Annotated in this window: 18 protein-coding genes and 1 pseudogene; 11 read left to right on the top strand and 8 right to left on the bottom strand. The window is 47.1% G+C overall.

Annotation, left to right across the window (positions count from 1 at the left end):
• Window positions 1–63: 63 nt before the first annotated feature.
• Window positions 64–978: a LysR family transcriptional regulator gene (locus Q4488_RS10470; RefSeq protein WP_303580415.1), complete on the bottom strand. Its 915-nt coding sequence runs from the start codon at window positions 976–978 to the stop codon at window positions 64–66.
• Window positions 979–1,078: 100 nt separating this feature from the next.
• On the opposite strand from Q4488_RS10470, the gene Q4488_RS10465 reads away from it, so the two are divergent.
• Genes Q4488_RS10465 through Q4488_RS10455 form a run of 3 tightly spaced genes read left to right on the top strand, consistent with a single transcriptional unit; the run spans window position 1,079 to window position 2,838 of the window.
• Window positions 1,079–1,654 carry a flavodoxin family protein gene (locus tag Q4488_RS10465; protein WP_303580414.1) on the top strand — a complete coding sequence of 192 codons (576 nt, stop codon included), beginning with the start codon at window positions 1,079–1,081 and terminating at the stop codon, window positions 1,652–1,654.
• Window positions 1,655–1,708: 54 nt separating this feature from the next.
• Window positions 1,709–2,275: a cytochrome b gene (locus Q4488_RS10460; RefSeq protein ID WP_303580413.1), complete on the top strand. Its 567-nt coding sequence runs from the start codon at window positions 1,709–1,711 to the stop codon at window positions 2,273–2,275.
• Complete coding sequence (locus Q4488_RS10455; RefSeq protein ID WP_303580412.1) at window positions 2,272–2,838, top strand: YceI family protein; 567 nt, start codon at window positions 2,272–2,274, stop codon at window positions 2,836–2,838. Before Q4488_RS10460 ends, Q4488_RS10455 begins: the two co-directional genes overlap by 4 nt.
• A gap of 63 nt (window positions 2,839–2,901) precedes the next feature.
• Here the strand turns inward: Q4488_RS10455 and Q4488_RS10450 are convergent, their stop codons facing one another.
• The gene (locus Q4488_RS10450) at window positions 2,902–3,297 is read right to left on the bottom strand and encodes an acyl-CoA thioesterase (RefSeq protein WP_303580411.1); all 396 of its coding nucleotides are present in this window, start codon (window positions 3,295–3,297) and stop codon (window positions 2,902–2,904) included.
• Window positions 3,298–3,316: 19 nt separating this feature from the next.
• Window positions 3,317–3,874 carry a TIGR00730 family Rossman fold protein gene (locus Q4488_RS10445; RefSeq protein ID WP_303580410.1) on the bottom strand — a complete coding sequence of 186 codons (558 nt, stop codon included), beginning with the start codon at window positions 3,872–3,874 and terminating at the stop codon, window positions 3,317–3,319.
• A gap of 239 nt (window positions 3,875–4,113) precedes the next feature.
• Between Q4488_RS10445 and Q4488_RS10440 the strand changes: the two genes are divergently transcribed.
• Entirely contained in the window at window positions 4,114–4,671 is a 558-nt protein-coding gene (locus tag Q4488_RS10440) for a DUF2058 domain-containing protein (protein WP_303580409.1), read from the top strand.
• 624 nt (window positions 4,672–5,295) lie between these two features.
• Complete coding sequence (locus Q4488_RS10435; protein ID WP_126158165.1) at window positions 5,296–5,502, top strand: cold-shock protein; 207 nt, start codon at window positions 5,296–5,298, stop codon at window positions 5,500–5,502.
• A gap of 109 nt (window positions 5,503–5,611) precedes the next feature.
• On the opposite strand, the gene Q4488_RS10430 is transcribed toward Q4488_RS10435, so the two are convergent.
• Entirely contained in the window at window positions 5,612–6,226 is a 615-nt protein-coding gene (locus tag Q4488_RS10430; protein ID WP_303580408.1) for a DUF938 domain-containing protein, read from the bottom strand.
• A gap of 456 nt (window positions 6,227–6,682) precedes the next feature.
• Here Q4488_RS10430 and Q4488_RS10425 point away from each other — a divergent pair, with 456 nt between their 5' ends.
• Window positions 6,683–6,898 (top strand): hypothetical protein, encoded by a 216-nt coding sequence (locus tag Q4488_RS10425; protein WP_303580407.1) that lies wholly within the window; start codon window positions 6,683–6,685, stop codon window positions 6,896–6,898.
• A gap of 1,088 nt (window positions 6,899–7,986) precedes the next feature.
• On the opposite strand, the gene Q4488_RS10420 is transcribed toward Q4488_RS10425, so the two are convergent.
• Complete coding sequence (locus Q4488_RS10420; protein WP_303580406.1) at window positions 7,987–9,243, bottom strand: multidrug effflux MFS transporter; 1,257 nt, start codon at window positions 9,241–9,243, stop codon at window positions 7,987–7,989.
• Between the two features lie 492 nt (window positions 9,244–9,735).
• On the opposite strand from Q4488_RS10420, the pseudogene Q4488_RS10415 reads away from it, so the two are divergent.
• From Q4488_RS10415 to Q4488_RS10400, 4 genes and pseudogenes are all read left to right on the top strand, one after another.
• Window positions 9,736–10,241 (top strand): annotated as a pseudogene (locus tag Q4488_RS10415) (lactoylglutathione lyase family protein).
• 106 nt (window positions 10,242–10,347) lie between these two features.
• On the top strand, window positions 10,348–10,725 hold the full coding sequence (gene gloA / locus Q4488_RS10410) for a lactoylglutathione lyase (RefSeq protein WP_303580405.1): 378 nt from the start codon (window positions 10,348–10,350) through the stop codon (window positions 10,723–10,725).
• A gap of 11 nt (window positions 10,726–10,736) precedes the next feature.
• Window positions 10,737–11,834, top strand: coding sequence for an alkene reductase (locus Q4488_RS10405; RefSeq protein ID WP_303580404.1), 1,098 nt, complete (start codon window positions 10,737–10,739; stop codon window positions 11,832–11,834).
• Between the two features lie 412 nt (window positions 11,835–12,246).
• A complete protein-coding gene (locus tag Q4488_RS10400; protein ID WP_303580403.1) occupies window positions 12,247–13,443 on the top strand; it encodes a multidrug effflux MFS transporter in 1,197 nt (398 codons plus the stop codon).
• Between the two features lie 14 nt (window positions 13,444–13,457).
• Here Q4488_RS10400 and Q4488_RS10395 read toward each other — a convergent pair whose 3' ends face one another.
• Together Q4488_RS10395 and Q4488_RS10390 are read right to left on the bottom strand one after the other, a co-directional pair.
• The gene (locus Q4488_RS10395) at window positions 13,458–15,242 is read right to left on the bottom strand and encodes an alpha/beta fold hydrolase (protein WP_303580402.1); all 1,785 of its coding nucleotides are present in this window, start codon (window positions 15,240–15,242) and stop codon (window positions 13,458–13,460) included.
• Window positions 15,243–15,656: 414 nt separating this feature from the next.
• On the bottom strand, window positions 15,657–17,168 hold the full coding sequence (locus Q4488_RS10390; RefSeq protein WP_303580401.1) for an acetyl-CoA hydrolase/transferase family protein: 1,512 nt from the start codon (window positions 17,166–17,168) through the stop codon (window positions 15,657–15,659).
• A 648-nt stretch (window positions 17,169–17,816) separates the two neighbouring features.
• Here Q4488_RS10390 and Q4488_RS10385 point away from each other — a divergent pair.
• Window positions 17,817–18,626: an SHOCT domain-containing protein gene (locus Q4488_RS10385; RefSeq protein WP_303580400.1), complete on the top strand. Its 810-nt coding sequence runs from the start codon at window positions 17,817–17,819 to the stop codon at window positions 18,624–18,626.
• Between the two features lie 168 nt (window positions 18,627–18,794).
• Here Q4488_RS10385 and Q4488_RS10380 read toward each other — a convergent pair whose 3' ends face one another.
• Window positions 18,795–19,586, bottom strand: a complete 792-nt coding sequence (locus Q4488_RS10380; protein WP_303580399.1) for a CLCA_X family protein — start codon at window positions 19,584–19,586, stop codon at window positions 18,795–18,797.
• Window positions 19,587–20,267 lie beyond the last annotated feature (681 nt).

The following is a 20,267-nucleotide window of genomic DNA, read 5'->3' as shown; positions in this document are numbered from 1 at the left end:
AGAGACCTCTCAGCCATCATACTTTGCGAGCAGTTAACTGCTACTTTGGTTTATTATCCCCACCTATGACAGCACTTGCAGCACCCGCTGACGCACCCAACAACACATAGGATCGTGATGATAGCGCTCATGCCAATAAAGGAAGAAGTTAATCGCAGACGTTGTCAGTTCAACAGGCACCGGCTTCAAGACGATATTACGCCCCTTAGCGACCCGTTGGGCGACAATCTCGGGCAGAATAAAGAGAAGGTCAGACGTGTCACAAAAATCCGCCGCCGTCATAAAGTTAGATAAGCGTAAGGCCAAATGCCGCTGATGTCCCAACTCAGCTAGTCGCTCATCGATATGCCCAGGTCCCTTGCCGGTCATCGACACTAACCCATGACTGGCCGACAGATAACGCTCGAGGGTTAACTCGCCGTCAGCTAGGGGGTTATCCGCCGACATCATACAGACAATGCCCGACTGCGCGATCAGCAGCCGCCGATACTGCCCTTCACCTACGACGGGCTGCATCCCTGTCAAACTGAAATGCACTTCACCACTATCGAGTAGTTCAAAGTGGTTACGAGGCTCCGTTCTCACCTCAAGGCGCATCTGTGGCGCTTCAACACGTAGCACTTTTAACAAGGGAGCGACGAAACAGGCAACCTCGAGATCCAAACCATACACCCGCACTACATCCATTGCGCTGCTAGGATCAAACTGAGGCTCGGCAATCAACTGCTCAACCCCACTGGTTAAGCGTTGTAACCGCGGCAGAATATCCCTCCCCCGAGCACTCAGATCAAACCCCTGTGATGTTCTGACTAACAGCGGATCATCAAAGGTTATTCTAAGACGCTGCAAAGCACGGCTGACCGCCGGCTGACTCATACTCAACTGTTCAGACGCTCGGGTAACATGTCGAGCCTCCAGCAACGCCTGTAAAACCACTAACAAGTTCAAATCAATCGATCTTAAATTCACTTCACGCATAACAATAATCACAATAATGCATTAGATGAATTCATTATGACCGAATAAAGTAGGACTCACCATCGCAAACAGCCGATGATTGAATTAAAAGGAGCACAACATGTCAGATCAGGTAAAAGTCGCCATCGCTTATCACAGCGGATACGGACACACGGAAGTATTGGCTCAAGCCGTTGCAGCAGGGGTAGAAAATGCAGGCGCTGTTGCTATTACGCTTTCGGTTGCAGATTTAGACGCCATCAACTGGGATACATTGGCCGATACCGACGCCATTATTTTCGGCTCACCGACCTACATGGGATCGGTTAGCGGCCCCTTTAAATGCTTTATGGATGCCACCTCAAAGGTTTGGTATGCGCAAGGCTGGAAGGACAAACTCGCCGCCGGTTTCACTAACTCGGCGAGTCTCAGTGGCGACAAATTAAATAGCCTGATTCAGCTCTCCGTTTTTGCCGCACAACACAGTATGCTGTGGGTCAGCTTGGGCGTGGTTAATGGCAATAATAACAGCAAAGGCGACCCGCAAAGCCTTAACCGAGTCGGCGGCTATCTCGGCTCTATGGCCACCAGCAATGCTGATGAAGGCCCCGAGTTAGCGCCACCTCAATGCGATAGAGATACCGCTCAAGCACTCGGTGCTCGTGTTGCAAACGCGGCTAAACGCTGGAAACAGTAAACAACATTATACCGCCAGCGGTCATACCAGCGCTGGCCTTTAGAGACTCAACAGATGGCATTACCGATAAAAGATAATCCTCACACTTTTGGCATACCCAGCATACTGATACATTGGCTCATCGCCCTCGGTATTATCGGTATGTATCCGCTGGGTCTATATATCGATACGCTGACCTACTATGACCCAGAGTATCAAACGGTGCCTGCATGGCATAAAAGTATCGGTATGATCTTGCTCGCACTGCTCGCGCTGCGAATGGTATGGCGCAGCATGAATCGCGCCCCCACACCGCTACCCCAACCTAGGGGGCTTCAATTAGCGACCAAAGCGGTTCATCTGCTGCTCTATCTATTGCCGCTGATCACGCTAATATCTGGCTATATGATCTCTACCGCCGATGGTCGCCCCATCAGCGTGTTCAACTGGTTTGACGTACCCGCGCTGTCCGCGGTCATCGATAACCAAGAGGATCTCGCCGGCGAGGTACATTATTGGGTCGCGACCCTCATGATTGGCCTAGCGGGATTACACGCATTAGCGGCACTGAAACATCATTTTATTAATAAAGATCAAACCCTCATCCGCATGACAAGCCTATATAAGGAGCCTCATTCATGAACCTGAAAACGATTATCGCTGGCACTATTCTAGCCAGTAGCATTACCTCTGCTCAAGCCGCTGACTATGTCATCGATACTGGACACGCTTTTATCAACTTTCGTATTCAGCACTTGGGCTACAGCTGGCTCGAAGGCCGGTTCAATGAGTTTAGTGGTCAGTTTAGTTATGATGCGGAGCAACCAGAAGCGTCGAAAATTGCCGTGACTATCAAAACACCGAGTATCGACTCTAACCATGCAGAACGCGACAAGCATCTACGAGGCGATGACTTTTTAGCGGTTAAAGCGTTTCCAGAGGCTAAATTTGTCAGCAGCTCATTTACACCGGCCAGCGATGGCAGTGCAGTACTGAGTGGCAACCTGACACTGCACGGCGTCACTAAAACGATTGATATTCAGGTATCGAAAGTCGGCGAAGGTAAAGATCCATGGGGTGGCTACCGCGCCGGTTTCAGTGGCACGGCGCAATTGAATCTGAAAGACTTTGATATTAACTATAACTTAGGGCCTGCCTCAGAAAGCGTCTATCTCGACCTCAACATTGAAGGCGTGCGTCAATAACACCGCACTCATCACCACTTGCCAAGCGCTTCAGCCCGATAACGGCTAAGCGCTTTGTTGTATTCACTCGATGGGTTTTTCAGCCTTATTCACGGGACGTGGACGGCCCTCAGCATCGATCGCGACAAAGGTAAAGCGTCCCTCGGTCACCTTATCGACTTGCTCACTATGATGTCGCTGCACCCATGTTTCCACCAACACCACTAACGATGTGTTACCTTGCCGCACTAAACGACAATAGCAACTGACATCATCACCAATATAAACGGGCTTATGGAAGGTCATTGCATCGACAGCGACCGTGACCACTCGCCCTTTAATCTCTTGCGCGGCAAACACACCACTCGCAAGGTCCATCTGTGACATGATCCAGCCACCAAAAATATCACCATCGGGGTTGGCATCCGCCGGCATCGCAATCGTTCTTAATGATGGCTTACCTGTTGGCATCTGTGACATTATATCTCCGTTAATTTATTCATACTGGGCGTGACTCAACACGTCCCGCTAAGCGAGTTAACAGGCTCTCAGCCTGCCCATCAACCATCAAAAAATCACGATACTCACCGCGAATAAAAGCCTCCTGTGAGGCATGTTCAATAAACGCCAACAGATGATCATAATAGCCGGCAACATTGAGCAAACCAAAAGGCTTATGATGAATACCGATCTGACGCCAGGCCCACACCTCAAATAGCTCTTCCAACGTGCCGGTGCCTCCGGGTAGCGCAATAAACGCATCAGCAAGCTCCATCATCACCGCCTTACGTTGATGCATATCTTCCACAACATGCAATTCACTCAGCCCCACATGTACTTGTTCACGATCCACTAACACCTGCGGCATCACACCACAGACATGGCCTCCCGCATCGAGCACACCATCGGCGACACTGCCCATCAGCCCAACACTTGAGCCGCCATACACTAACGCTATCTGCTGTTGCGCCATCTGCTGACCGAGTTGACGCGCCTCTGCTTGATAAGGCCCATCGACCCTACCCGATGATGCACCGCAGTAAACCGCTATTTTCATGTTACTCATCGCATCCATGTTGGTGAAGGATTATCGCCTGTTACAACGCCTACCGTTGACTCTATTCAACAACAGTCTGCCCCGAGATTAAAGCGAAAAAGCCGCTAAGCCATCAACCGATATCAGCCAAACGATAGAATTCGAGCGGAATCCTACCTAATCACCCCCATAATATGGAGCTAACCCGCAATGTTCGCTATAGTTCGCAACCAGTATGCGACTGAAGCAGGATAAACATCATGGCAGGATCTCTACAAGATCAGCTTCTTAAAGCGGGTCTGGCAAATAAACAGCAGGCAAATAAAGCCAAAGCTGAAAAACGTAAAAAAACGAAACAAGCAAAAGCGGTTAAGAAAGGCGAAGTGTTTAAAGATCCAGAACAGCTGGCACGAGAACAAGCCATCGCTAAGGCCAAAGAAGACAAGCTTGAACGCGACCGCGCGTTAAACCGGCAACGGGAAGATGAACTCACGCGTCGCTCAATCGATGCCTCATGTCTACAGATGATGCAACAGAACATCATTGATATGCCCGACGACGGCGATGTTGAATATAACTTCGTTGATGGCACGACCATCAAAAAACTCTATGTCAGCAAAACCTTACAGGAACAGTTAGCCAAAGGTAATCTGGCGATCGCGTCTAATAAAGGCCGTTATTTACTGATTCCGGCGGGTGTTGCTGAGAAAATCAGTGAACGGCGTCCCGAACTTATCATCAGCCGTCAACAGGTGGAAGAGATCGATCCCGATGATCCTTATGCCGACTACCAGATCCCTGATGATCTCATGTGGTAAGTCATAAAATCGCGCTATCTTTATCGCCCTTATTGCTATCAATGAGGGCAACTTTAGACCACTTTCCCTCTCCACGACTCCCCCCTAACAGACGTCGCCAGCGCAAATGTAAGTGATGCATGGAACGATGTCATTAGCTTACATTGCCTCATCACCCTCTGGTTTAGCCCGAGCGATGAGTCACCTCTGTGTTTCATGACTTCCTGCACGCACCCCAGTGTCTAACAAGCCACTGAGACACGAAATAACCCCACGCTAGATCACATCAGGGCTAGCGTCTGAGAATTTTTGAAGTGTAACCGGCGCGTCAAAAATGCTTGATAAAATGATTAAAAGCATAACCGAGATATTGTAAAATAGTAAAAAAATTAAAATAAATCCTTTTATTTCAACAATTTAAAAAAATAAATCCTTTTAAAAATAACGCTTTTACTCTTTCCACAAATATCTTAGAATTAAATTAGCTTGAAAGTACGGCCTGTTTTTTATGCACCAAAGAGCCCATCAGTTTAACCTGTGAGTCCCTTCGTCATAAATGTAGTTCCTGCATTCTTAGCTTAACCCGTATACAGAGCTTTCTGTGTACAATTATCTTAAAAAAAAACTATTGTAGGGAATACAATCATGTCTACATCTACTGGTACCGTTAAATGGTTCAATGCCGATAAAGGCTACGGTTTCATCGAACAAGATAACGGCCCCGACGTATTCGTTCACTTCCGCGCGATTAACTCCGATGGGTTTAAAACGCTGAACGAAGGACAACAAGTATCTTTCGAAGTGACTGATGGTCAAAAAGGTCCACAGGCTGAAAACGTTACACTGCTGTAATTGTTGACTGCCCGGCTGTGACCTCCGGGTTGCAGCCTACTTCCCCATTGATGCGCCTGAAAGCATCAAGCGCTCAAGCCTCAATACCGTTAGACTCCTCGTATTCCCATCAGATTTTTTGCCACACCAGTAACTGATTATTCGCTGGCATCGCTATATCATGCAACAACGATAAACCCGCTGCTAACGCTAACGCATTCACCGCTTCAAAATCACGAAGGCCACTGAGTGGATTACGCACTTTAAGCCAAGCATCAAATTCAGCATTACTGGTACTGGTAAATTCTTGAGCATAGCGAAATGGACCATAGACAATGACTCGACCTTGAGGCCGTAACACTTTTTCAAGCTGACTAAAGAGTGAAACCACCTCGCTCCAAGCGATAATATGTAACGTGTTAGCAGTATAAATAAGGTCAACCGGCATCACGCTATCAGCCCAATGAGCATGCTGCAGGTTGAGCAACCGCGCTTGATCGATATTATGTCGTTCATGGGTATCTAAGTTAGCCTGAAGCAAGGGTAATTGCTGAGCAATATCACTCGGTTGCCACTGCAGCCCTGGCCACTGCTCGGTGAAATAAACCGCATGCTGACCTGTACCACTACCAACCTCTAATACCGTTTCATTACCACGTAATAACGTCATCAGAGCCTGTGAGATTGGCTCACGATTACGTGCAGATGCCGGAGAAAACCCCGCAAAATGATTTTTATCAGTCACTATCATCCTATCCTTCCCCTTTTGTAGCGGCATTAACCGCCAATATTCACTCAGGCATCACTTAAAAAGATCAACTAAAAAGATCGGCTAAAAAGACCGACTGTTATCGCTAGTCATTATTTGATAACCCTAACCCTTGGGCATACGTTAACGGCAAAGCTGTTGAATTTAAAGGTGATTAATTACCCCTTTATGCTACAACCAATATCATCGATGAAACGCATCCGTGCCCAGCGAGATCAGACCCTGCGAATGAAAAATCAGTAAGATACAAATGATGAATTTTACTCATCTATTATCTGAAAATTGATCAGCTATCATTTGTTCTACTAAAGTATAGAATACGCGCATTATTTGAGGTGACACCTCTTAAACAGTTTCAATTCAGGTTCGACAGCGGGTCGAAGCGCTGAACATGGTTCGAGCCTGAATTAATTTTATAACTACCGGTGAAACATGATTGCATCTAGCCAATATCGCGATATCTATACACAAGCGGCGGATCTACGTGCTGAAGTTCAAGCAGAACTGGTACTGAGCGCATTCGCCCTGTTTAAATCTTCAGTGAAAACGACAACACCATCGTTTGGCCCTCTCTTACGTAGAGCCAATGCGAAGATGAAAATGGAATCACTGGATAAGCCCGTATTCGTTCACTCAGCGGCGGCTTAACCCCTTCTCTCTACAGAGCTTGCCGCGTTATCAAGCAGGCTCTTTTTTACAGGCTATATAGCCTGTTTTTTTTGCCTTAAATTTGGCTTTTTCACCCATTTTGAGCCATTAGTGCAAAAATCAGCCTAAAACGCCCATCAACACCATCCTCGATGATCCATCAACTTCCTCTTTCATAAGCTCAACAGCATCAAGAACATCGATAAAAGGCGTAACACCGCAAGCAACAAAGCAGGCCTACGTCTAAGATAAGAAAAACGCCTATTAACTGAGACATCCAGAGGCGTAATTGACTTATTCGCACCTTCCTTAGCATAGTTCAACGCTGTGCAGAGCCTGTACCCAATAAGAGACACTCTAACCCATTGATAGATAAAGCCTTTATTATTTAAAGCGTCATGAGTCTCTATATAGCGACAGATTTATAGAAAACACCGGAGTAAAAAGCCGATTTAAAATAGAAAAAATTCATAACTAACTGATTAATAATGATTTATTAAATTTAGGCACTAAATTTGTAATTAAAAGATTATTGCTGCGGTTGATGCATCCTGAGAAGTGACGCCTCCCCCCCCCATTGAGCCTGACACTCAGGGTGTTTCAACTAAAGTAATGCCCCTCTTCCCTCTACCTTCCACCCGCCGCACGGCCACTCTTATTGATCTCGTTTAAAGTTGATAGAGCTCACCGTTAGTAAAACTTAAAGATGATATCGCTTAAAGTAGCAACGGACCTAGACGTCAGCCCTTAACGACAGCCCTTAACGACAGTCCTTAACGACTGCTTTTAACAACAGCTTTAACGGCTCTTCTTAGCCCTTGCCCATTAACATAGCCCATCACTTGTGATTATCCCTTAGCTGACCTCATACTGTCGCCCTATTCGCTCTGCCAGTATCAAGGGCTAACTAATCACACCATAGCAGGAGCGCTACTCACCAGTATCGTTGTCATACGATTAAGCTTTTAGCGCAAATAAGCGACGGATCAGCGCTCGCCATTGGCGTTGAGCGACGATCAGATGTACGGGATACAAAAACACCGAGGATGGCGACATACTCGGTGTTTATAACGAATCATATGAGAATATTAGACAGACTCAGCTTCGCTAAACGTCTCATCCTCTTGCGGTCCATCTTCAATTCTTCCCCGCTCAGCCCAATACATAATACCGAGCGCTATGGTGCCAAAAAGCGCGAAGCCCGTGGTCATCGGTATCAAGGTGTTATCGTACATCTGCCCAATCAGCGTACCTATCAGCATCGACATAATGGAAGAAACCGAGCCAATCACAGCGGAGGCAATACCCGCAACATGTCCCATAGGTTCCATTGCTAAGGCGTTAACATTGCCAAACAAAAAGCCAAAGCAGAAGAAAAACGTGCCCGCATAACAGAGGAACATCCACAAGGTGATCGTCACCAAAGCATGCAAACTCAAAAAAAGAATCGACGCTAACACCACCGTAAAAATGGCACGAAACGCAATATGCTTGGCGCCATGCTGTTCCACGATGCGCGCGTTAATCAGAGAAGAGAAACCCAGCAACAGCGCTAGCGCACCAAAATAAACAGAGAACAGGTTAGCGGTATTAAATTGCACTTGAAATATTTGCTGTGCCGAATTCAAATAACCGATAAAGCTACCGAAAAACAACCCCATACAGACGGTATAACTCGCCGTTATGCGATTGCTCAGCACCTCTTTAAAGCCTTCGCTGAAGCCTGTTCGCGTAAAAGGAATCCGATGTTGTTTGGCGAGCGTCTCCTTTAAGCGGAATAATATCCAGAGGATTAAAATAGCCGCATAAACCAAATACAACTCGAAAATACCCCGCCAGTCGGCCAAAAACATAATCACCTGCCCAAGCGTCGGCGCAATCGCGGGTACCAGCACAAAGATCATCATCACCAAGGACATAATACGTGCCATTTGTGAACCATGATACAAATCACGGACTAAGGAGATCGCAGAAATATAGGGGCCTGCGACTCCCAAACCTTGAATAAAACGACCTAGCATCATGATCTCTAAACTATTGGCTTGATAGCAAATGAGCGTACCAACTAGATAGATACTAAAGCCTCCAAACAGTATCGGCTTACGCCCTAAGGCATCGGATAATGGACCACAAATCAGTTGACCGATGGCCATGCCTAAAAACAATAGACTAATCAGCCATTGCGATTGATTCGCCGTCGTGGCCCCTAATGCATTGCCAATAACACCCAAGGCCGGTAATAACGCATCAATTGAAATAGCTACAATCGACATCAATAAGGCGACGAGGACCGTAAACTCTTTCGATGACATACCCGGTGTCACGCGGTTTTGCTGCTTTTTCATAAAAGATCCATATAAAGGCTTAAAGATGATGACGCGCATCGATAAAGCAGCGATAACCCGCTAAAGCGATTATCACAGCAGGCACGATCCATACTGACAACCTGACTGACGCTCAATCAAAGCATTGATATGTAGATAAACTATCCGATGTTGATAGCCAAGAGGTTTTAAGGGGCGATTATATTCACCGCCTCATCGTTACACTAGCCTTTCTTGCAAAGCTAAGCAGGGATTGTGTCAATACGATGCCTTCCCTGTTGAGCAACGCTATTGATTGCCTCAAGGCGATATAGTTCATCGTTCGGCCATGCTTTGAGTCAATCACCGAGGGCTGCATTTGTTAATGAGCCTTTCTCACCGAGTACACTCAAAAAATCATAACAAAATATTATCAAATTAATAACAAACCATAATTTCAAAAACAAATAACAAAGACCTATATTAGCTCAATCGAAGGCTATCACCCTGCCTAGTCACCACATCGAGGTTATTATGTCAGCACTCAAGCAAATGCCATATCCACGCACCTACTCCCATATTGGTATCTCGGTACCCGATCTTGAAGCGGCGGTTAAGTTTTACACCGAAGTACTCGGCGGGTACATCATTATGGTGCCATCGGAAGTGATTGAAGATGACTCTGCCATCGGCGAAATGTGTACCGATGTGTTCGGCGCAGGCTGGGATAGCTTCCGCATTGCTCACTTATCGACAGGTGATCGTATCGGTGTTGAACTGTTTGAATTTAAACATCAAGAAAACCCAGAAGATAAAAAACAGGCACCTTCCACCTCTGCGTACAAGACCCCAATGTCGAAGAACTGGCCGAAAAAATTGTAGCCGCCGGTGGTAAAAAACGTATGAAAGCACCGCGTTACTACTATCCAGGTGAAAAGCCTTACCGCATGATCTATATGGAAGATCCCTTTGGCAACATCGTTGAAATCTATAGCCACAGCTACGAGCTACACTATGCCAGCGGCGCTTATAACGGCTAATAGCGAAAACAGGTTTGCAGCATTAATAATGCGCTGCTCATGGCCAACATCAGCAGTCTTACACGGGTAAGGCTGTCACAGGATTTTAGATGAATTTTTACATACCATGCTCAGAGTCTCAGATCTTGAGCAGTCTATCGATTTTTATACTCAAGTACTGGGCATGAGTGTTTTAGAGCGAACGGAAAACACTCAGTATCGCTATACCTTAGTATTTGTCGGTTACCCTCAAGCCGATGGCAGCCCTCATAACAATGCGATAGAACTCACCTATAACTGGGATACCCATCAATATGATCTAGGCAACGGCTTCGGCCATATTGCCCTCGGTGTCGACGATATTAACGCCACCTGTGGACGCATCAAAGCACTCGAGGGCAATATCACCCGTGAACCGGGCCCCGTTAAAGGTGGCACCACACAGATAGCCTTTATAACCGATCTCGATGGCTATCAAATTGAACTTATCGAAACACAGCATTAGCGGATACTCAGATGACAGAGACACTATTTCAACCCATAAAACTGGGTAACTTAACACTTAAAAATCGTATCGTGATGCCGCCGATGACACGTTCTCGCGCCACACAACCAGGCAATATCGCCAATCATCTGATGGCTGACTATTACGCACAACGTGCATCAGCGGGATTAATCATCAGTGAAGGCACGCAGATATCGGCTCTCGGTCAAGGTTATGCTTGGACGCCGGGTATCTACTCGGCGGCACAGATTGCCGGCTGGAAAACAGTGACTTCCGCAGTACACGCTAAAGGCGGTGTGATGTTTGCGCAACTTTGGCATGTCGGGCGAGTGACGCATCTCGATAATACCGGTGGCGAAACGCCTATCTCCTCATCAGCCTTAAAAGCTGAAAATGTAAAAGTATTTATCGATAATGGTCAGCAAGCGCCAGGCTTTGTCGATGTCGTCATGCCTCGTGAAATGACTCAAGCCGATATCAAGGCGGTGATTGAAGAGTACCGTCAAGCGGCCTTAAATGCCCTAGACGCGGGTTTCGATGGCATCGAGTTACATGCTGCCAATGGCTATCTGATCAATCAATTTATTGATTCTGAAGCCAATAATCGTATCGATGAGTACGGTGGAAGTATCGCAAACCGTTTACGCTTCCTTGATGAGGTTGTCACCGCTTTAATTGAGGCCATCGGCGCTGCACGGGTAGGCGTGCGACTAGCACCACTGACATCGCTGAATGGCACGGTGGATGCGACACCCGTGGAAACCTATACCGCAGCAGCGGCATTGTTGGCTCGCCACAAGATAGCCTACTTACATATCGCTGAAGTCGATTGGGACGATGCCCCAGAGACACCGCTCTCCTTTAAGCAAGCGCTACGTAATGCTTTTCATGGGGTACTTATTTTTGCAGGCCGTTATGATGGCGAGAAAGCCGTGCAGACGCTTAATGATGGATTAGCGGATATGATCGGCTTTGGTCGGCCATTTGTTGCCAACCCAGATCTGCCCAAACGAATACAGCATCACTATCCCTTGGCCGATCACGATCCGGATACCTTATTTGGCGGTGGAGAAAAAGGCCTCACGGATTATCCAGAATATAAGCCATAAGTCAGCGAGTTGATAGACGTTTACAGGTAAGTGTTCTGTTCAGCCCCGCCTCTCACATGATCTGAGTCGCGGGACTATGCGTTGCGCTCAGTTTGACTCACTGAGCGGCGATTGCTGGCGGTTTGAATCGCGCTGAATCGGTGCTAGTGCATACCGCTTACAGACGTTATCCCGCTAGGTTACCTGCTAGGTTGCCTGCAAATGCTAGGCAGCCTAATCAGCTATATTTTTCCTTATTAGATCTCCATTTTATCGTCATAATCTTGCTATACTCGTTCTCCTTTATCTATGGAAGGTGCGAATAAGTCCGTTATATTCTCTGCGGACATTAGAATGGCCAGATACGCGAAAGCCAGAGGCGTAATTGACTTATTCGCACCTTCCCTATCTAATCACCTGCAATGAGAGCTTCATGAAAGAGAGCATACGCCCCATCCCCGGACTCATACTCATGCTCGCCGGTCTGACAGCCATGGCTCCTTTTGCAACCGATGCCTACCTACCGGCTATCCCCTCGATGGCAACAGCACTGGATACATCCGTGCATAATGTCGAATTATCGATCAGCCTATTCTTAGGGGGGTTCAGCATTGGGCAATTAATCGGTGGCCCTTTTTCTGATCACTATGGTCGCCGCTGCGCCATTTTTGTCGGCCTGATACTCTTTTGTAGCGCCTCATTAGCGATCATCTTTACACCCTCAATCGAATGGCTATGGCTATTTAGAGTGCTTCAAGCAATTGGTGGCGGTATGACGGTTGTCAACCCGGCGGCGGTAATCCGAGATGTCAGCAGTGGCATCGACAGCGCCCGTAATATGTCCCGTATGGGCCTCATTATGATGTTTGCGCCGTTAATGGCGCCGGTCATTGGAATGTTAATTTTAAAATTGGATGGCTGGCGTTCTATTTTTATTTTCTTATTAAGCTATGCGCTGATGATGCTGATCACTATCTTTTTCAGACTACCTGAAACCCGCATCAAGCAACCAGAAAAAACTCACTTTCTCAAACGCTATTGGATGGTATTAAAGCACAGGCAAGCCCTCGGCTTTATTTTTTCAGCCGCCTTTACCTTTGGCGGTATGTTTGCCTTTATCACCGGCTCCCCCTCCGTTTACATGGAATACTTCGGTGCGTCAGAAGCATTATTTCCGCTACTGTTTGGTGCCAATATCATCACCATGGTGGTCATGAACCGACTCAACATGAGGCTGTTAACGCGCTTCTCACCTCATACCTTACTCAGTGTGGGGCAAGCGATTCAGTTCTTAATCGGCGCATTATTATTCAGTTATATTTGGCTCAGTAGTTCGCCATCACTGTATCCAACCGTGCTAATGGTCATGCTGTTTGTCGGTATGCAGGGGCTGCTGATGCCAAACTGTATGGCCAGCACGGTCGAGTTTTTCCCAACCAATAGCGCAACCGCCATAGCCTTACTCGGCGCTTTAGGCTTTGCAACGGGCGCGCTAAGCGGCTCGTTAGTCGGGCTTTTAGGCGATGGTACGCCCCTGCCCATGGCTATGATTATGTTTGGCTGCGCAACAACCGGGCCTACGCTGCGATTTTTACTCTACCAAAAGAAACCTAAAGCAGTGGCTTGTTAAATAACACTATAGGGCTAAGCAGATTCATAAAATTGCAGCGCATGATCCAAGTATTCCGCCAATAACTTGCGACTGACAACGAAGATATGGCCAATATTTTTTTCAATGGTTCGGTTTAGACCGTCAGTAGTTTCGCTCTGACCATCCGAACCAACACCCCATGTTTCGCTGGCGATACATGATCCGGCGGGTGAGATAGGGTCGCGTAACCCTCGATAATCCATGATCCGCACACCGGCACGGGTAAGCGCATGCATATCAACCGGTTGACCATCCAACGCCGGAACAGTGGAAGATAGACAGTACTCGCCTCGCCAAATTTGATTATTGATAAAGATTTTTTCAATCCACTCTTGATGCGCTTTCGATGGAAAACGCGTGCCATGATTTAACCAATTGAGAAATGGCGCGGCATCTTCAATCGCGCCCTCGAAAGAGGCTCGATCATAAAAACCATGACTCACTGTGTAGCGAACACCGGGCTGAATCTTATGCATACCAGCTTCAATCAGCTGTGGCGGGATATTAACGCCATCAAACATCTGATTGAGTAGATCCTTATCGTAACTGTCTCGAATAAGCGCCCGCATCGGCCCATGACCGCTGTTAGCATCATCAAACAATATCGGGGTGGCCATCAGTACTAACTTAGTAATATCCATCGTCAGCCCTTGAGCCTGACGCTCTTCTGCCCGGCGAGCAAGATAAGTCAGAAACAAGGTACCGCCCATACAATAGCCCATCGCATGGATCTGCTGTTCAGGATGATACTGTTTGATTAAATCCAAATAGCGATCGTGAATTGTTTTGCCTAAGAAATCGAGACCTTTACCAGAATCTTGATCACCCGCCTGACTATAGTCGACCAAATAAACATGATGGCCACTCTTCTGTAGCCCCTCAATAACCGATTTTCCTGGGGCTAAATCAAAAATTTCAGCACGATTGATTAATGGACTACTGAGATAAATAATCGGTTTGTGATCCGCTGCCGGCTGCTGGCAGGGGTAAAAACGTAATTGTACACCATGTAACAGGGAATCTTGCACCACCGTAAAATCGCAGCAACCTAATTTAGCATCAGCCGAGTGCTCGCTAAAATATACGAGATCAAACGCCTGTTGCTGATAGAGCTTCTCTAGGCGTAGCTGACATTTAGCCCGATATTCTTCAAAGCTATCGAGTGGTTGATTGTTCGCATATTGACGATAGGGTTGCGGATCGATCGCCGGCGTGTCGGTAATCAAAATCAGTAAACTAATCAGTAGCTCTTTTTGTGCCGTTAAACGTGTCAAACCGAGGCTATTATACTGATACTCAAGCGCCGCCATTTTGAACAAACAGCTATAAAATTGCTGACTTTGCTGCGGATCAGTAAAGATATTAGCCGCCCGCGTGGGAGAGAAATGGGCACCTTCAAAGCACTGATCGCAGAGTTCTGAGGTTAACTTGGCATACTGGGCTTCGATATCCAGATTCTGTTGTTTAAACAGATCGGGATCGTTGTTCTTTAATACCGCTTGCTGAGCTTTTTCCCGAATAGGCTTGAAGAGAAAGCTTTGCAGCCATTGCTGAGTCATATCAACATTGAGTGACGGTATCGAACCATTGGGTAACACGCTGTTTAACTTGGTTAACTCACGCGAATACTGCTGCATCGCCGCTAGCCATTGGCCTGCCAAATCACTCTTCCACTCGACAGAGGTATCGAGTCTGAAGCTATTATTAACGCCCGACAACTGACTTAACGTGAGTAACTGCTTGGTGGTGGGGGTGGAAGATGGGGATATCCATTCCATGGTGAAGGCTACCTCTTAGAATTAGCATAGATCCATAGTGGATCAAACAGGCCTTTGATATCAAGTCTCAGAAAGCCAATCGTTCGAGTGTTAATACGTCACACATTGACAATTCGAGTTAGACAGCAAAAATATAGCTCAAACTCGCGACAATAGACACAATCAATCTCGGGGTTAAATAACGACTCAATACTGATCGGAAAGCTATCAGCACGGATATCACGTCGGTTGCAGACATTGACGGCAACCCATCCGCCTGCTTAGCGCACCATCCTCACGATGCGTGATAAGACTGATGCCTTATGAGACGGGTGCGTTATAAGATGGATACTTCATTAATTCGCGTAGGCAGAAGATCAAATAAAGAGGGCCCCAAATAGGAGCCCTCAGCAATAACGTTAAGTGAATGAAGCGTTACATTTCACCCTTCGTTTCAAAATTCTCATGCCAGCTTAGCGCTTCACTGAGAATATGTGGCGTATGCATGCCTCGCTTACTCGCACACGCACGCTCGTAATAATCTCTTAGACGATCGCGATACATAGGATGCGCGCACTTTTCGATAACCACTTCAGCTCGCTGACGCGGCGACAAACCTCTTAAATCGGCTAAGCCTTGCTCGGTGACGATTACTTTCACATCATGCTCTGTATGATCGACATGAGACGCCATCGGAACGATCGCAGAGATAGCGCCATTCTTAGCCGTTGAAGGCGTCATAAAGATAGATAAAGAACCATTACGCGCAAAATCACCCGAACCACCGATACCGTTCATAATACGCGAGCCCATAATATGGGTTGAGTTCACATTGCCGTAGATATCAGCCTCGATCAGACCGTTCATGGCGATGATACCTAAGCGTCTAACGATTTCAGGATGATTACTAATATCCTGCTGACGTAGAATGATTTTTTCACGATAAAAATCGATATTTTCATTCAGCTCAGCCAACGCCACTGGGCTTAACGAGAAAGCGGTTGCTGATGCCACCGACAACGTACCCGACTTAAGCATATGCAACATACCGTCTTGTATTACTTCGGTATACGCGCTCAAGTTTTTATAACCGCCCCGCTCCAGCCCGCTTAAAACCGCGTTGGGAATGTTGCCAACACCGGATTGCAGCGGCAATAGCTCTTTCGGTAACCGTCCAGCTTTAATTTCGTGAGCAAAGAAATCGAGAATATGTTCCGCTATTTGCGTCGAGACCTCATCTGGAGGCGTAAACGCACTGTTACGGTCTGGCGCCGATGTTTCGACAACCGCGACAATTTTCTCTAAGGGGATAGATAGATACTGTTCACCAATACGATCCGCCGGCGTGTTAATCATAATCGGTTTACGGTTAGGCGGCAGAGCAGTACCGTAATAAATATCATGCATCCCTTCTAGCTTGATGCTTTGCTGATCATTCACTTCTAAAATGACCTTATCCGCTTGTTCTACCCAAGTCTTATTGTTGCCCACCGATGATGATGGCACGATGCGGCCATCGGCATGAATCGCAGCCACCTCAATCACAGCGACATCCAGTTTGCCGAGAAAGCCAGACCACGCATACTGCGACACTTCGGATAAGTGCATATCAACATAATCCATCACACCTTGATTGATTTGTTGACGACAAATAGGATCCGATTGATACGGTAGACGCATACTGATGCCATCGACCTCAGCAAGTACGCCATCTAACTCTGGTGCAGTCGATGCCCCTGTCCACAGGTTAATTCTAAATTTCTGACCTAAATCTTGTAATGCTTTGGCTTTTTTAACCAGTGCCCCAGGGATAGACTTAGGATAACCCGCCCCCGTAAAACCACTCATCCCGACCGTATCGCGGTCTTGTAAGAAGGCAACAGCCTCATCGGCGGACATTATTTTTTTGCGCAAAATTGGACATTCAACACGCGACTGAGAAAACATGCATACTCCAAATAAAACTTTCTTTGAATAATAAATCGGGGCTTGAAGCACATTAAATAGGTAATAATCAAACGCACTACAGCCGAACGAAGAGGGCCTAACATAAGTTGCGGTGTACTTTACCTCAGCGAGAATAAGTCGAAATACGACCTAGGTTGTATATACCCTAAGAAAAATAGGCGAATTGTCGCGATCAATAATAAAATCAAGGCGCTAGCAACACGCAAAAAAATAGACAAACACTCTAAAAAATCTTTCGCGATCAATAGCCTTTATATCAACAGTGACGGCGAAAAAGGATGGCGCATCGTTTAGATGATTGACCCAGCCTTGTTGCTAATGGTTTGATCATCATTAGCAACCTTCACGCAACCCTAACGTGACAACGTTAAATCGATTGATGGTAGCGCGCCATTTAAAATGGCCGCACAGCGTCAAAGTTATAAAAACCTCGGCATATATGCGATAAAACAGCTAAAAATCGCCTATATCGATAACTCAGGCGATAGAAATGTCAATATCCGCCCACTTACCCCTATCTGTCACATTTTATTATTCTGCATTATGTTAGACTGAAGCTTCTACGGAACCTGCCAACAACACCATGCTGAACAGCTCTCCGTTTATTCACTGATAAAAGAGCCAATTATGCAAAACTTAACAGCCGACGGGCAACAACTCGTCAACAATCTGAGTCAAAAATACAACCTTAGCTACGATGCCGTTGTGCATATGCTAATCGCCGTCAATAACGGTTCTGGCAGTATGGCGCAATTTAATTGCCCAGAATTGGGCGGTAGCGGTCAATGGATGCGTGGCGGCATGATCATGGTTGGCGATATGTTCAATAACGGCCTGAAAAACACCGTAGATAATCTGTGCAACGAGCTAGCCAACGGTCTAGCGAATCTACAAATCTTTGTGCCTATTCCACAAGGCACACCCGGCAGTAATCAATGGTGGCCCGTCGATTTAGGCCAACCGTTTAGTAGTGGGGCACAAAATAATATTCGTTACGCCGTGTTTCCAAACCGTTTAGCCGTTGAACTCAATGGTCAAGTAACGGTTTATAACACTCTAGACAACCATATTAGCGGTGTTAGCCAACAGCAAGGCGGCGATACCTCGCTAACCTTTAGTAGCCAATACGGTACCATTGCCGTCAATAGTCTACCCATTGTCTCTGGCCCCGGCATGGCCCCCGCACCACAAAATAACTTTGCCGAGCCGGCGCAGAACAATAACGCGCCGCTTAACGATGCGCCGATCAATAACGCCCCCATCGACAACCCGCCGCAGGTCAGCAACACTCAATCGAGTAACACACCGGTTCCGAGTAATACCTCGATCGATGAGACCCTGCAGATCATCGAAAAGTTAGCAAAACTAAAAGATGCGGGTGCTATCTCTGAAAGCGAATACAACGCGAAAAAAACAGAGTTACTGAGTCGCATCTAGCCAGTCATTTTACGACCTAATGACAACTCACCACTGAAAATAGCTATCCCTCCCCCTAAAACATAGGCGGTGAGGGTTTTCAGCTGCGCCACACCACCACGCTAATATCACGTTAACCCTCATTGTCTCTGCCTCCTTAACTAGCCCAATAATGAGCCCATTAATTCCTTAACGCGATTGCCGATGCATTTCACTCTTTAAGGCGGCGCCCAAACGATTAAAGTAACGCTGAAAAGCCAAATTGATACGTTCGCGTTGCTCACCTCGCGGATACAACCCCTGCTCGGCTTCGGCAGTCATTTTAGTCCCCGAGACCAAGAAACTATTCGTAATAGCGGCATCCTGCACAAACGCCTCAAACGCTCTCGCACATAACTCCTCAGCCTGACTGAAATATACTTGATTCATCGTCCGATCGACCCGCACGGATGCTTCAAACAACGGGCTTGGGGATTCACCATCCTCAGCTAACATAATCTGCTTGAAACACGCGTACAGATCATCATTCAACGGGTGAACCACCGGCGTCGCCTCGGCTAACCACGCTTTTGAGGCAAACATGCCTGCCGGCGCATCCGTAAATGCCGTCCCGCCGAGATAATGATCGAGTGCATGAAACCACTCATGTGCAATACTGCCCGGGCCTGCATTTTTAGCCAATGAAAAGCAGCGCATCGACGGTTGATAATGAGCCGCAACTCCTGGACGGCCACCAATACCATATTGTAACGATAAGCTGCCACGTAATGAGATCAACGGCTCGGGGCATTGCAAAATCGTCATTAGATCAACCAAGGCATCATAAAATAACCCCGCCGCGCGATTTTGTTCCGCTTGCGTCACCCAGCGACCAATGCCAATAAATCTAAAATCAAACCGCTTCCTGACATCGACAAAGCTAACAGGATGACCTTGCCGTTCATCCGGCCCATAACGATAAAATTCACGCGATAAAGCCATAACGACTCAAACACCTCAAAGACAATCACTCAACACCACAGGCATACAGCGCCTGCTAAGCGTTTTAATAATATAAAACCCGATTGTACTCTTCTAATAAGCAATCAACATCGTTGAACATCGCCACCGGTGCGGTATTTTTGTAGGAGGCGTGCCCCACGCCGATATGTTTGTTGGGTGCTTCAATCGCAACGAGTACCCAGAGGGCATGCGAGCCGCACCAACGGGTTAATCACATCAACATCGTTGAACATCGCCATCATTGCGATATTTTTGTAGGAGGCGTGCCCCACGCCGATGTGTTTGATGAGTGCTTCAATCGCAACGAGTACCCAGAAGGCATGCGAATCGCACCAGCGGGTTAATCACATCAACATCGTTGAACATCGCCACCGGTGCGGTATTTTTGTAGGAGGCGTGCCCCACGCCGATGTGTTTGATGGGTGCTTCAATCGCGACGAGTACCCATAGGGCATGCGAGCCGCACCAACGGGTTAATCACATCAACATCGTTGAACATAGCCACCGGTGCGGTATTTTTGTAGGAGGCGTGCCCCACGCCGATGTGTTTGATGGGGGCTTCAATCGCGACGAGTACCCAGAGGGCATGCGAATCGCACCAGCGGGTTAATCACATCAACATCGTTGAACATCGCCACCGGTGCGGTATTTTTGTAGGAG

The organism is Amphritea sp. 1_MG-2023, from assembly GCF_030547545.1.
Classification (GTDB): Bacteria; Pseudomonadota; Gammaproteobacteria; order Pseudomonadales; family Balneatricaceae; genus Amphritea.
Note: the sequence above shows the minus strand (reverse complement) of the source record. Positions and strands in the feature narration are given on the sequence as shown.